Origin of the sequence: Reichenbachiella sp. (assembly GCF_039941815.1) — a bacterium.
Taxonomy (GTDB): domain Bacteria; phylum Bacteroidota; class Bacteroidia; order Cytophagales; family Cyclobacteriaceae; genus Reichenbachiella.
The window spans coordinates 190,032-203,958 of the sequence record NZ_JBDVDW010000027.1 but is presented as its reverse complement, the minus strand read 5'-3'; the positions used below and the strand labels follow the sequence as shown (position 1 = coordinate 203,958).

11 protein-coding genes are annotated in these 13,927 nt (G+C 43.0%); 8 read left to right on the top strand and 3 right to left on the bottom strand.

Translation table 11 applies throughout. The annotated features are described in order from the left end of the window. The first annotated feature begins 13 nt into the window (after positions 1–13). From ABJF11_RS06715 to ABJF11_RS06705, 3 genes are read left to right on the top strand one after another with little or no spacing between them, the layout of a single operon-like run. Positions 14–1,732 carry an ATP-binding cassette domain-containing protein gene (locus ABJF11_RS06715; protein WP_348118940.1) on the top strand — a complete coding sequence of 573 codons (1,719 nt, stop codon included), beginning with the start codon at positions 14–16 and terminating at the stop codon, positions 1,730–1,732. Between the two features lie 7 nt (positions 1,733–1,739). Continuing rightward, complete coding sequence (locus ABJF11_RS06710; RefSeq protein ID WP_348118939.1) at positions 1,740–3,101, top strand: HlyD family efflux transporter periplasmic adaptor subunit; 1,362 nt, start codon at positions 1,740–1,742, stop codon at positions 3,099–3,101. Continuing rightward, positions 3,094–4,494: a TolC family protein gene (locus ABJF11_RS06705; protein WP_348118938.1), complete on the top strand. Its 1,401-nt coding sequence runs from the start codon at positions 3,094–3,096 to the stop codon at positions 4,492–4,494. The genes ABJF11_RS06710 and ABJF11_RS06705 overlap by 8 nt, the downstream gene beginning before the upstream one ends. A 20-nt stretch (positions 4,495–4,514) precedes the next feature. Here the strand turns inward: ABJF11_RS06705 and ABJF11_RS06700 are convergent, their stop codons facing one another. From ABJF11_RS06700 to ABJF11_RS06690, 3 genes are all read right to left on the bottom strand, one after another. Continuing rightward, positions 4,515–5,147 (bottom strand): response regulator transcription factor, encoded by a 633-nt coding sequence (locus ABJF11_RS06700; protein WP_348118937.1) that lies wholly within the window; start codon positions 5,145–5,147, stop codon positions 4,515–4,517. A 117-nt stretch (positions 5,148–5,264) separates the two neighbouring features. Further along, positions 5,265–6,920 carry a hypothetical protein gene (locus ABJF11_RS06695; RefSeq protein WP_348118936.1) on the bottom strand — a complete coding sequence of 552 codons (1,656 nt, stop codon included), beginning with the start codon at positions 6,918–6,920 and terminating at the stop codon, positions 5,265–5,267. A gap of 2 nt (positions 6,921–6,922) precedes the next feature. Continuing rightward, a complete protein-coding gene (locus ABJF11_RS06690; protein WP_348118935.1) occupies positions 6,923–7,402 on the bottom strand; it encodes a T9SS type A sorting domain-containing protein in 480 nt (159 codons plus the stop codon). A 286-nt stretch (positions 7,403–7,688) separates the two neighbouring features. Here ABJF11_RS06690 and ABJF11_RS06685 point away from each other — a divergent pair, with 286 nt between their 5' ends. The 5 genes from ABJF11_RS06685 (at position 7,689) to ABJF11_RS06665 (ending at position 13,871) form a co-directional block, all read left to right on the top strand. Then, positions 7,689–8,051, top strand: coding sequence for a response regulator (locus ABJF11_RS06685; protein WP_348118934.1), 363 nt, complete (start codon positions 7,689–7,691; stop codon positions 8,049–8,051). Positions 8,052–8,190: 139 nt separating this feature from the next. Then, entirely contained in the window at positions 8,191–8,538 is a 348-nt protein-coding gene (locus ABJF11_RS06680) for a PadR family transcriptional regulator (RefSeq protein WP_348118933.1), read from the top strand. Continuing rightward, on the top strand, positions 8,525–11,128 hold the full coding sequence (locus ABJF11_RS06675; RefSeq protein ID WP_348118932.1) for an ABC transporter permease: 2,604 nt from the start codon (positions 8,525–8,527) through the stop codon (positions 11,126–11,128). Before ABJF11_RS06680 ends, ABJF11_RS06675 begins: the two co-directional genes overlap by 14 nt. A gap of 140 nt (positions 11,129–11,268) precedes the next feature. Next, positions 11,269–11,979 carry a hypothetical protein gene (locus ABJF11_RS06670; RefSeq protein WP_348118931.1) on the top strand — a complete coding sequence of 237 codons (711 nt, stop codon included), beginning with the start codon at positions 11,269–11,271 and terminating at the stop codon, positions 11,977–11,979. Positions 11,980–12,257: 278 nt separating this feature from the next. Continuing rightward, positions 12,258–13,871 (top strand): glutamate synthase-related protein, encoded by a 1,614-nt coding sequence (locus tag ABJF11_RS06665; protein ID WP_348118930.1) that lies wholly within the window; start codon positions 12,258–12,260, stop codon positions 13,869–13,871. Positions 13,872–13,927 lie beyond the last annotated feature (56 nt).

The window sequence follows — 13,927 nt, the reverse complement described above, 5'->3', positions numbered from 1 at the left end:
GCAATACCTGAATATGGAAAGCCCTATTATAGATTTGAATTTGAAACTGTCTCCAATCAAGCGATTGTTTAGGATGCTTTCTTTGGACCAGCGAGAGATATTTATCATATACGCCTATGCCATATTCAATGGGCTTATCAACCTGACTTTACCGTTGGGTGTACAGGCAATTGTCGCCTTTGTGATCAGTGCTGAATTTTCGGCTTCCTGGGGGATTCTAATTTTTATTGTAGTCTTTGGGGTCGCCACATCCGGTGTCATTCAGATTTTGCAACTCACTCTTACTGAGCTTTTACAAAGAAGAATATTTACCCGTGCGTCTTTCGAATTTGCCTATCGGATTCCAAGGTTTAAGATGGAGGCGGTTACTGACTTTTATCCTCCTGAGCTGATGAACAGATTCTTTGACACGCTGAATGTGCAGAAAGGATTGCCAAAAATATTGATTGATTTTTCAAGCTCGACATTGCAAATTCTTTTTGGAATGATATTGCTCTCTCTCTATCACCCATTCTTCGTGTTTTTTGGCTTTCTACTTGTCGGTATGATGATACTGATCTTTTATCTGAGTGGGCCAAAGGGATTGAAAACAAGTATTCTCGAATCGAAATATAAATATCAAGTCGCTCACTGGCTGGAAGAGCTGGCCAGAGTCATGGGTACTTTCAAATTGGCTGGTGAGACAAACCTACCGATAGAGAAGACCAATGAATATGTGTCGAATTACCTGAAGTACAGAAAACAACACTTCAAAGTACTCATCTTCCAGTTTAGTAATATTGTGGCATTCAAAACGATTGTGACCGCCGGATTACTGATTTTAGGAAGTATTCTTGTCATCAATCAGGAAATAAATTTAGGGCAGTTTGTGGCCTCTGAGATTATTATTCTTTTGGTATTGAGCTCTGCAGAAAAACTAATCTTGACCATGGAGACTGTCTATGATGTGCTGACAGGCCTTGAGAAGCTTGGGCAAATCACTGATGTACCGCTCGAAAACGAAGAAGGTATTTCTCTGACCGAAGTATGCAAGGAAGGTGGTATCCCGATAGAATTCTCCAAGCTTTCCTATCAATTTGAAGGGGAGTCCAAAAAAGCTTTGGATGACATCAATTTGGATGTCAAGGCTGGGGAGAAAATTTGTATTGTCGGTGGCAATGAATCCGGTAAAACCACGCTTATATCTGTGGCCTCAGGACTCTATCACAACTATGAAGGTTCGGTTCTATTTAATGGAATTCCATTTTCGGATATTAATATAAATAGTTTCCGCTCTGTGGTGGGAGATAACTTGAACCTTCAGGATCTTTTTCATGGTACGCTAGCTCAAAATATATCAGTTGGAAAAGACGATGTTGAAATGGAAGACATTTTAAGAGCGATTAATCAGACCGGACTCAATGGCTTTTTGAAGCAGCTGCCCAAAGGCCTGGCTACGATGATCAGCCCAGAAGGCCAAGGTCTTTCTGATAGCGTTAGACAAAAAATCATCCTCTCTCGAACATTAGCCGAAAGGCCAAAAATAGTAGTCATGGACAATAATGCGCTTAGCGGTCTTGACTTTGAGGATAGAAAACGAATTAGTAATATCCTAACGGACCCAAAACAGGAGTGGACGCTGCTTGCAGTGACCAACGATCCATTGATGCTTAACAAATGTGACCGGGTGGTCACTCTTGAGAATGGGAAAATTGTGGACATTCACAAAACGGTCAAGAAAAACAAAAAGTAAAGTAGCTATGCTTAACATTTCAAATCGTCCAACAAAGAGGGAGGAAATACTCAAAGATCTCTCTTCCTATCAGGAGGTGACAAACTCGCAATCTACCCGCAAGTTCGTTTATCTCCTCACGGGGATCTTTGCATTGCTCTTTATTTGCCTTTTTCTGCCTTGGACGCAAAATATCCGAGCCAGGGGAACATTGACTACGCTCAACCCTGAAAACAGAGAGCAGTCAATTAATTCTTTGATTTCGGGGCGTATAGAAAAATGGTACGTACGAGAAGGCCAGTTGCTCTCAAAAGGAGATACAATACTGCACATCTCGGAAATGAAAACAGAGTATCTGGATCCAAATCTGGTAGGTAAGACACAAAATCAGGCTAACGCCAAACGAGCCTCCGTCAACGCATACTCTAATAAGGGAAAGGCTCTGGATCAGCAGATAGCTGCCCTGGAACGAAACAGGAAGCTAAAACTTGAGCAAGCCAGAAACTACATTCGGCAATCCGTACTCAAACTGCAGTCGGATAGCATAGATTTTTCTACCGAACAGATCAATTTTGAAATTGCTGAGAAACAGTTTATCCGGCAGGAGACACTGTACAAACAAGGACTGAAATCATTGACCGAGCTGGAGAATAGAAGGCAAAAATTGCAGGCAGCCATGAATAAGAAGATCTCCGCAGAGAACAAGTGGCTAGCCAGTCAGAATGAATATATCAATGCTCAAATCACCCTGAATACCATAGAGAATGAATTCAGACAAAAAATAGCTAAAGCGCAGTCTGATAAAATGTCTGCCCTATCAGGAGAAATGGACGCTGAAAGCCAATTCAATAAGCTTTCAATACAGCAAGAAAGCTACTCTAAACGTTCAAGTTTCTACTTTATCACCGCTCCTCAAGATGGATTTGTGACCAAGGCCATCAGCAGTGGTATCGGCGAGAGTGTAAAAGAAGGTCAGGAGATTTTCACATTCGTACCATCAAAATATAACATGGCTGTCGAGCTGCATATCAGACCTCTTGATTTGCCCTTGATTCGTGAAGGGAGTAGAGTAAGGTTACAATTTGACGGATGGCCCGCACTGGTATTCAATGGCTGGCCGGGTATGTCCTTCGGTACTTTCGGAGGCAAAATTATTGCTTATGACAAGGTGGCAAGAAATGGTATGTTTAGAATATTAGTTGTACCAGATGAGGATGAAGTGCCGTGGCCCACTTTATTACGTCTGGGGAGCGGTGTATATGGAATCGCCTTGCTCAACAATGTACCTGTGTGGTATGAATTGTGGAGAAACTTAAATGGATTTCCTCCTGATTTTTATACCAATGACGCCAAAGACACATATATCAAAAAGAAGTCGAACTATGAATAAAGTGATCGTATTCTGTTTGGTAATTCTTTTCGGCTCCCCAGGTTTTGGGCAGTCCGGTGAGGAGGTATTGAAACTAGAAGAGTTTTATTCGCTTGTAAAACAGCATCACCCAATGGCACGTCAGGCCGAGCTGATTGTTCAACGAGGCGAGGTGGCCGTACAACAAGCCAGAGGAGCGTTTGATCCTAAACTGGTCTCTACTTATGATACAAAGCAATTTCAGGGAAAGGACTATTATGATATTTGGGATACCTATGTCAAGATTCCTACTCTGCTCAATGTGGACTTGAAGGCTGGTTATGAGAGAAATAATGGACTATTTCTAAATCCTGAAAATAACGTGCCGGCAGATGGACTATACTATGCAGGTATCAGCGTACCCATAGGGCGTGGAATGATTCATAACACCAGAACTATAGGATTGAAAATGGGTAAGGTGGAGCAAAGAACCCTGCAAAACGAAGCTTATGCGGTATACAATAACCTTCTTCTTGATGCCAACTATATTTATTGGCATTGGTTTGAAACCTTTCAAAAAATGAGAATTGCTGAGTCCAATTTGGACTTGATTACAGAGCGTTTCATGGGTATCAGATCGGGAGCTTTGAATGGAGAAAATGCGACAATAGATTCCGTGGAAGCCTTGATACAGGTTCAAACGTGGATGAATACTTTGGAAAAGAGCAAAATGGAGTATCAAAATGCAATCCTGCAAATGCAGAATTTTATCTGGGATCCAGAGACCACCGTTGAGCAAGCACAGCCTGACGCGGTTTGGAATAATGACGAAGTGCTGGTTGTTGACAATTATGTAGACTTCGCCATGAGGAATCATCCAGACCTGAATACTCTTGAAGCCAAATTGAACGGTCTCGAACTGAATCGAAGGCTGGCGGCAGAGAACATAAAACCGGTGCTGAATTTAAATTACAATTTTATTACTGGCGGCGACACCACTGACGAAAGCCTGACTGGCGTGACTAACAACTATAAAGGAGGCGTGGAGTTTTCATTTCCATTGTTTATCAGGAAGGAACGCGCCAAACTCAAGCAGACCAAACTCAAGCTTTTGGAAGGGGATTTGAAGCTGAGCCATAAAACGAGAGAGGTTACCAACAAAGTGTTTCAATCCTATGGCAAAATGATAGTATTAAGGAATATGATCATTCAACAATATCAGATTATTGAAAATTATGAAACTATGCTGGAAGGGGAGAAAACGAAATTTGACAACGGCGAAAGCTCCATATTTCTCATCAATAGTCGGGAGAATAAAAAAATATCGGCGGAACTAAAATTAGTTGAGCTTCAAGCCGAATATGGTAGAGCACTCGGGTTGACCAACTGGTCGAGTAGCTTCTATATCAATGACTTGGTGACTCAAGTGCCCTAGATTGAATATTGTAGAGTAGCTTAGCCTAGATCCACAAGGCCTTTTTTGACTGCATACACGATGAGTTCGACAGGAGAGGCCAGCTCGAGTTTTTTCAGCATATTTTTCCTATGAGAATTGATCGTATGAGTACTCACATGGAGCTGGTCAGCGATTTGGGTTGTGGTCAGCCCTTTGGCCACCCATTTCAGCACCTCAATTTCACGGTTGGATAGTATTTCCAGATTTTTGTTAGATTTCTCTGGAGTAGGCGGCTGCATGAGAACGTCAAGGATGTCACCACAATAAAACCTCTTGCCTAAGCGAATGCTTTCCAATGCATTTTTAATTTCCTGTGCATCGCAATGTGTGGTTAGAATGCCTCGAATTCCGATCTCTTTCAGTTCTTGAATGAGATTGGTATTCTCCAGATCAACGACAAGTAATAGGTCAATATTTGACCGACCCATCAACTGTGAAATTTTGGGAAGCACTTCTGAGTTGGCCTGAGATAAATCTGCCAGCAATAGTGTTTGGGACACGTCAGGTGACCATTCTGATATAGATTCCGCTGCCCCAACTATTTGAAAGTGTGGGGACTCACCGATGATTTGCTTCCAGCCCATCATCGAGACGTAGTTAGGATTCACTAAAAATGTGCGTGTAGCTGGCAACTTTTTCTATTTAGAATAATTCTAAACAAAACTAGAAGGCATTATCCGATTTTCCAAATTGTTTGGAACGATTCTAAATAATAATATGGTCTTCTATAGTCATGCCAGTCAGATATGTCAATTGTTGTATGTGATTCTTACTCTATAAATACTGTTATTGATGGGAAGACTATCGTGAGTAAAACATTTAAAAAGGATATAATAAATATTATTTGCGGTATCTACCTGACTATCAATACTAATCACCAGGTCTAGTTTAGTACCAGACGATGCAATCGTGCTACCCAAGTTTTGAGCACCCTCCCCATTTGCCGCAAATGGCAGCTCCATGAAATAAACTGTAGCGCCGAGTCCTCTTGTATCATCTGTCACAGCATCTACCTGTTTTACTGTCACTTGATCTGGTAGATTGACTTTAGCAATCATCCACCCTTCTTGATCTTTTCCCCCTGTTAGATAGGCTCTGCCATCTTGAAGACCACCAGTATTGTCGTAAGCTATGTTGTAGTTGATTTCGATTGAATTATCATAAACCTCAAAATCCTGAGCGGTCAAATAGTAGTACTGAGTGCCTGCGTTGGCATCCTGACCTGCCGGGCCGCGAGGTCCCGTAGCACCAGTCGCTCCTGTGGCACCGGTCGCTCCCTGAGGTCCAGTAGCGCCAGTTGGTCCTTGAGGCCCTGTTGCACCGGTCGTACCGTCACTACCCGGTAGTCCCTGTAATCCTTGTGGTCCAGCGGGCCCTTGTGGTCCTGTTGCACCATCCGCTCCAGCATCTCCTTTATCTCCTTTATCGCCTTTTGGCCCCTGGGGTCCAGTGGCACCAGTTGCGCCAGTCGCGCCTGCCGCTCCGTCATTACCAGGCAAACCTTGTATTCCCTGTGGCCCGGTAGGTCCCTGTGGTCCTGTGGCACCGTCCGCTCCGGTATCTCCTGTATCACCCTTCGGGCCTTGTGGTCCCGTAGCTCCTGTTAGTCCAGTTGCGCCAGTCGCTCCATCATTACCAGGTAAACCTTGTATCCCCTGAGGCCCGGTAGGTCCGGCAGGTCCCTGTGGTCCTGTGGCACCGTCCGCTCCGGCATCTCCTTTATCGCCCTTTGGACCTTGAGGTCCAGTTGGCCCGGCAGGTCCTGTTGCGCCAGTCGCTCCGTCATTACCAGGCAAACCTTGTATTCCCTGTGGTCCGGCAGGCCCAGCTGGCCCTTGCGGTCCAGTGGCACCGTCCGCTCCGGTATCTCCTGTATCACCCTTCGGACCTGCAGCTCCTGTGGCACCAGTAGCTCCATCTTCACCGTCCGCTCCTGCCTCACCTTGAGGACCTTGATCTCCCGTGTCACCTTTGTCACCTTTAGGCCCTGGTTCGGAGCTACCTGACGACTCAGCATACAACGCATAGGGGACACTCAGTAGCTGAGTAGTTCCCAGTGTTTGGAAACTTGAGCCGCCACTGGTATCTATACCAACTTGTATAAAGTAGGGGCCACCAGACCAATCGATTGCATCAAAAGATCCTGTAGTCACATCTCCTTCACCGATAGTCATTCCAACTAATCCATAACCATTGGTGCTTACCAAGTGAGTTTCGGAATAGACCGAGGATCCATTGGCACTTCCTTGAAGTAATGTTACTTCAAAATTGACCGTTTGATTAGCGATTGGATTGCCACTGGCATCCCGGGCTATAGCCTGATATTTAAATGCACCCGGAGCTTGCGCCAGTACGAATGAAGTCGATAGAAGCAGAATTAGGCTGAGCGGTAAGATCTTATTCATAATTACCTGATTTTTGAGAGTTTAAATTTTTTGATTGGTCTTTCTTCTCCGTCGAATACCTGCACGACATATGCGCCGATATTCAAATAATCTACATCTATGACCTGTTGATTAGCGTATTCATTGCTGCCAGCATACAACAATCTTCCGGTCAAGTCTGAGATGAGTACCCTAAAGTATGCGACTTCCTCAAATTGGAGCGTGAGTTTGTCGCTAACTGGATTTGGAAAAAGCTGAATGTCTAGTGCATAGGCAGTCAAACCTAGTACGTATGGAGCAATATCTTCGGACTGAACTCCTGAGGATAAAATGATATCTGTATTAGAATAAGAGTCGAGTACGCTTCCACCAAGGGTCCAACTGAGCTGAATATCGTCATCAGAAAATGTACCACCAGCCGTGCTGACTATGGTGGGAGCCAATTCCTGTCCTAAACAAAAAAAGGAAACAAAAAGTAGTAGATGAGTGAGTAGATATTTCATGGTCAGACCGCGTAGGTACTAATATTAAGCTAAGACCACTGTTTTGAACAGTGTCCAACCATTTTCTACAACTGCCAAAATAATTAAAAAAAATCACAATAAAACACAATTTTATTACAAATTGTCAGAATTAATTACGCATATTATCTATTAGTACTTCTGCTGACCCTCTAGGGTATCAGCGTAAAATGATGTCTACCGGTCATTTAATTATTCCAGATGGGTGAGGTCAAAGCCACGAATGACTATATTTAATTGCATTTTTAACCCCGAAAATACATTCAGCATGACATCTATTCTTGTAGTTGACGATTCAAAATTTCAAAGAGAAACCATCAAAAATATTCTGGAAGAAGCTGGATATGATGTGATTGGAGAAGCGGCCAACGGTGAGGATGCCATCAAGCTGGCTTTGATTCTTAAGCCCGAAATAATCACGCTTGACAATGTGCTTCCTGATATGTTTGGATTGGATGTGATGGACGAGCTCAACGATGTAGATTTCAAAGCCAAAGTCATTATGATCAGTGCGGTAGGTCAGGATATCGCACAAAGAGAAGCCAAAGAGATAGGCATATTAGATTACCTGGTAAAACCATTCACAAAGGAAACTTTACTTGAAAAAGTATTGAAATTGGCTACCATGTAAGAGGAAGGTGAGTTACAGTTCCTTTATTCAGATTCTATAAAAAGAATTATCACGACAATTCTCAATATCAAAATACATATTTGTAGTATTTGATAAAACAATTTATACATTTGTATAAATTGAATCAATTTTATTAGATATGAAAGGGACACAATTAGGAGAGTTCGAAGAGGTAGTGCTACTTGTAGTTGGGCTACTTTATCCTCAGGCGTACGGGGTAAACATTCGACAAGCTATTGAGGAACAGACCGGTAGAAAGGTGGTACTGGGTGCTATACACTCTGCACTGAATCGATTGGAATCCAAAGGATTTTTAAAATCCAAACTGGCTGAAGAGACTCATGTAAGAGGGGGTAGGCGAAAGCGGTTATTTCAAATCACTGCCGGTGGAAAGAAGGCCCTGGTAGCTAATCGTACACTTCGCAACGAGCTTTGGGACAAAATCCCTGATCTGGCATGGAATGGCCTGAATTATGGACTTGCCTGATCCATCATCACCTCCTCGATTTGCAGATTACTTTTTGAAGTGGTTTTGCAAGAAGGAGCTTCTGGAAGAAATAAAAGGAGATCTCCATGAGATCTACGAACTCGAGACACAAGGCATGCCAGGCTGGCGTGCAGCACTTTTCTATTGGATACAAGTAATCAATTTTCTTCGTCCATTTGCAATACACGGTCATCACTCAAAACATACCATCATGATATTAAACCATATTAAATTCGCCAAACGCAATTTGATCAAGCACAAAATCAGTGCATTTCTCAATATTCTTAGCCTTTCGATAGGGATAGCCTGTTTCACGTTCATCTTTGTCTACCTCCATTCGGAATTGAGCTATGACCGATTTCACAAGCAGGCAGAATTAATCTATCGGGTCCCAATAGATTTTGTCGATAGTAAGAACAATCGAATACCGGATGCTACTACTCCTCCAGCGCTGGCTCCTGCTCTATTGAGAGATTTTCCAGAAGTGGCTTCAGCGGTACGCTTGTTTCCAAATTGGGGGGCACATTTTCGATTGGGGACAGAGGATGGAAGACAGTTTTTCGAATCAGATCTGATTCGTACAGATTCTACCTTTTTTGATGTTTTTAGTTTTCCTGTTCTGCATGGGGATCAGTCTACCGCTCTCAATACGCCTGATAAAATAGTATTGACCAGAAAAATGGCCATCAAATACTTCGGCAAAGAAGATGCAGTAGGAGAAAAAATACTGCTCATCGGTGCCGCACCAAAAACATTTTTGGTTTCGGCAGTATTAGCCGACCTCCCGACAGAGTCGCATTTCCAGTTTGGGTTTCTTACACGAATAGATTTCGAAAGATTGGAGCAAAATTGGGGATGGTATAATTTTTATACCTATATCAAAATGCATCCAGCTTCAGATCTGACCGCATTTGAATCCAAGTTGCAGCCATTCTATGAAGGCTATATAGAAGAAGAGCAGGAGAATTACAATCAAATCTACACCCAACCCCTCACCAGTATTCATCTGTATTCCCATCTGAAATGGGAACTACAGGCGAATGGAGACATTAATAGTATCCGAATTTTTAGTGTCCTTGCCATATTCGTGCTACTTGTGTCCTGTCTCAATTATGTAAACCTAACCATGGCGCAATCAGTGCGTAGATTCAAAGAAGTCGGCGTAAGAAAGGTTTTCGGTGCCAATAAATATACCTTGATCGGTCAATTTATCGTAGAGACACTACTTACCGCGAGTATTGCTTTGTTTTTTGGGTTCCTGCTGACGGAAGCTGCCCTGACCAATCTCAATCCACTCCTCTCCAAGCAACTAACTCTTCTTGACCCTGATGGCACATGGCTCATTATCATCATTTCGGGAGTCGTTTTGCTGCTGGGCATACTTGCAGGAATGATTCCTGCCTATCATTTGTCCACCTACCAAGTCGCCCTGGCGGTAAAAGGGATTCGAAATACGACGGGTCAACCCATCAAGAAGATGAGATATGGACTGTTGATCGTGCAGTTCGCAATCTCGGCTTTAATGATTCTTGGGGTTCTTGTTGTGCAAAAGCAGTTGAATTTTATGAAAGGAACGGACAAAGGTTTTGAACCGGACCAGGTACTCATTATTGAAAATGGTAGAGAAATTGACAATTTTCAAACCCTCAAAAATGAACTACTCAAGATTTCCGAAATACAAAGTGTGAGCAATGCCAGCGGAGTATTGGGACGGCTCAACTGGACTACCAGCGTCGGCTACCCTGATCCTTTTATAATGAATTATGTGGCAATAGATGCTGACTTTATTGAAACGATGGGTTTCGAGCTACAAGCAGGCAGAGCCTTTTCCAAAGATATGGAAAGCGACAAACACGGTTATAATCTCATGGTCAATGAAGTCGCGTTTGAAGAATTGGGTCTGAAGGAGGAGGATTTGGGTCAGACCATTCCGGTCAGACAGGATGGAGATTCAATTATATACGGAACAGTCCTCGGTGTATTGAAAGATTTTCAGTACACAGACCTCAAGATGAAAACGAAACCATTCGCTTTTTTCTACCGCGAGGAGTCGCTGGATTATATAAGTATAAAAATGCAGGCCGGAGAAGTGGCCGATGCCTTGAGCAGTATAGAACGTGCATGGGATCAGATTTCCGGAGGTGCTCCTATTGACTATTTCTTCCTGGATCATGTCTTTGATGAGTTGATATTGGAAGAGCAGCGACTAGGTCAGCTGATGTTTGGTCTTACTATGCTGTCTTTTTTCATAGCCTTTATAGGCATGTTCTCCATTGCCAACATGACACTCAAGGACAGAAACAAGGAAATAGCCATTAGAAAAGTATTAGGGTCGACGGCTGGCTCAGTGGTGAAGCTGATTACCGGCAAATTTCTTTGGCTTGTATTGATAGCTAATCTTGTCAGCACGCCAATAGCATTTATTTTAGCTAATCGCTGGTTAGAATCATTCAGTTATCGAACCTCACTTGGATTCGAGCTTGTGCTCATTGCCTTTTTGTCGACAGCCGTAGTAGCTTTTGCCGTAGTAGGTGGCCAGTCACTGAAAGCAGCCTTAGGAAACCCTGTGGATAGCTTAAAACATGAGTAGATTAAACGTATAGAAAAAATTGACTCGAGTCAATACCAGATTTAGTATTAAAGTTTGAAATGATTCCACTTGATTCTATGTCTACTCTAGGGGTTAATCAAGACAATAGTGTTTTTTGAAGGAAAGAAAAATGTAAAAGCATGAAACTAGCTTTTTATACAATGTTGATCCTAGTCTTGGGGTTGTCTGCATGTGATGAAGATGACGTGCCCAAAAATACCTTCACCATTCCTGAATTGGGAAAACCAATTGTATTTGACTACAATCCTGCAAGCCAAAGTGCATTTGAAGATACTTATTATGAAATGGACCTGAACTTTTATATTCCTGAAGGAATTGAAGACTTGAAAAACAGGCCGTTGCTTTTTACTATTTCTACCCTTCGAAATGGAAGCGTCACAGGGAGTATGATTGAGATTATACAAAGGGAAGGAATGATAGCCGTAAGCCCTAAAAATGGAGAGCAACAACAGTTTCAATTATTTTTGGAAGCCCTGATCGATACGGAGTATGTGGATCCATCAAATGTGTATCTCGCTGGGTTTTCGGCTGGAGGTTTCCATGCTTATGAGTTGGCGCAACTAGTGCAAAACAAAGTACGAGGAATCGTCTTGCTGGACCCTGCCAACTTTAATTCCTTTGAGCCCGAAGAAAATTCTTCCTTATCCCTATGCATCGTATGTCAATATGATAGAATCGAACGATATGCTCAGACAGTTGCCGAACTAACAGCATACGGAATGAGTACCAAAGTAATAGCGGTAGAAGGCACAGATCATTTCGGAATTCTATCTACATTCACGAAACAGGAAAAATCAGAATGTTTCGATTTCGTAAAAAACGTTGACTAAATGTTCTTTCAGCGACGCCATGAGTATTTTGGTATTGCTGATTACTAATAGGTGTGAGCTCTGTACTCTTTTTTTATAAGCTTTATAAATCAATTCTATAGCGTCTCGATGACAAGAATTGAACATTCTCTGTTCTATTAGTGTTTCGTTGATAATGTTTAAATTCAGAATAAGTATTTCTTTTTCGAAATGACCGATGAAGTACAATCCCGAATATGGTGTTTTGCTTTACTGAAAATTAAACACCACATTACGATACCACTAAACTCGCACTACCCATGGCAGATTCGCTGATCCAACTAGTAAAAATCGACAGCTTAGAAGAAAAAGTCCCAGCCTATGCTTTGGCTGAAAATACTGATCTCGTACTTATCAAATACGGTATGGAAGTATCCGTGCTATATGGGAGGTGTCAGCACAGAGGTGCGCTGATGTCAGACGCCACGATCATCGGTGACGACATTGTCTGTGGATTGCACAATTGGGACTATAGATACGATACTGGCGTGAGTGCTTACAACAATACTGAAAAGCTCCACAAGTTTAAGGAAATCCTCAAGGATGAATTCGTTTGTGTAGACAGAGCCGAAGTGCTTGCATTCGAAAACGACAACCCTCAGCCTTTTCAGCGAGAAGAGTATCAAGGCACCTTCGCCGATACCCATCCGGAGAGCACTGAGCCATACACTAGAGAAATTGGAGAATTGGCCAAAAATGGCTTGAAGAACCTGGGTCACCATGGTTTTACCGAAGCCATGGGTGTCGATAGAAATACGCTACCAAAATGGGAAAACCTGCAGTTTTTACCTGCACAAATGGCTAAGAGACCCTTGTTGGATGACGCAGCTGTATCCACAAAAGTGGTCATAGGGCCACGAGCCAAAAAACCTTTGGAACTGGACATGCCTTTGTTTGTTTCCGATATGAGTTTTGGAGCCCTGTCACGAGAAGCCAAAATCGCCCTTTCCAAAGGAGCCGAAAAAGCCGGTACAGGTATTTGCTCAGGAGAAGGCGGCATGCTACCCGACGAACAAGCCAACAACTCAAGATATTTTTATGAGCTGGCTTCTGCTCAATTCGGATTCTCCTGGGATAAAATAGAAAAAGTTCAAGCCTTTCATTTCAAAGGAGGGCAAGGGGCAAAAACGGGTACTGGCGGCCATTTGCCTGGCAATAAAGTACAAGGTGAAATAGCTACGGTGAGAGGGTTGGAGCCTGGCCATTCGGCAATAAGTCCGGCCACTTTTCCAGACTTCAAAGGGATGGATGATTTCAAAGCCTTTGCAGCCAAAGTAAGAGAGGTGTCTGGCGGGATACCGGTAGGATATAAGCTCGCTGCCAGTCACATCGAAAAGGATTTAGCCTTCGCTTTGGAGGCTGGAGCTGATTATATCATCCTGGACGGTCGAGGAGGTGGCACAGGAGCCGCTCCTACCGTACTTAGAAATAATATCAACGTACCGACGATTCCCGCATTAGCAAGAGCTAGAAAATTTATGGACGAGCAAGGAGTTCATGATGTCTCGCTCGTGATCACAGGAGGGTTACGGATCGCTGAAGATTTTGCTAAGGCGCTGATGCTGGGTGCCGACGCCATAGCCGTATCCAATTCTGCTTTACAGGCCATTGGCTGTCTTGGGATGAGGGCCTGTCATACCAACAATTGCCCGGTAGGGATAGCCACGCAAAAAGAGAATCTGAGATCAAGATTGATCGTAGAGAACTCTGCAGAGCGATTAAATAATTTTTTCCGAGCAAGCAATGACCTGATTCGGGTAATTGCCAGATCCTGTGGCTACAACGACATCAGCCAATTCAACAAAGAGGATTTATCCACTTTCGATTGGGATCTATACAAGCTGACAGGAGTAAACTATGCAGGCATCAAATAATCATGTTTGAGGTATTCTTATGATTATATTGAAAATTTGTCGCATCATTTGTATAG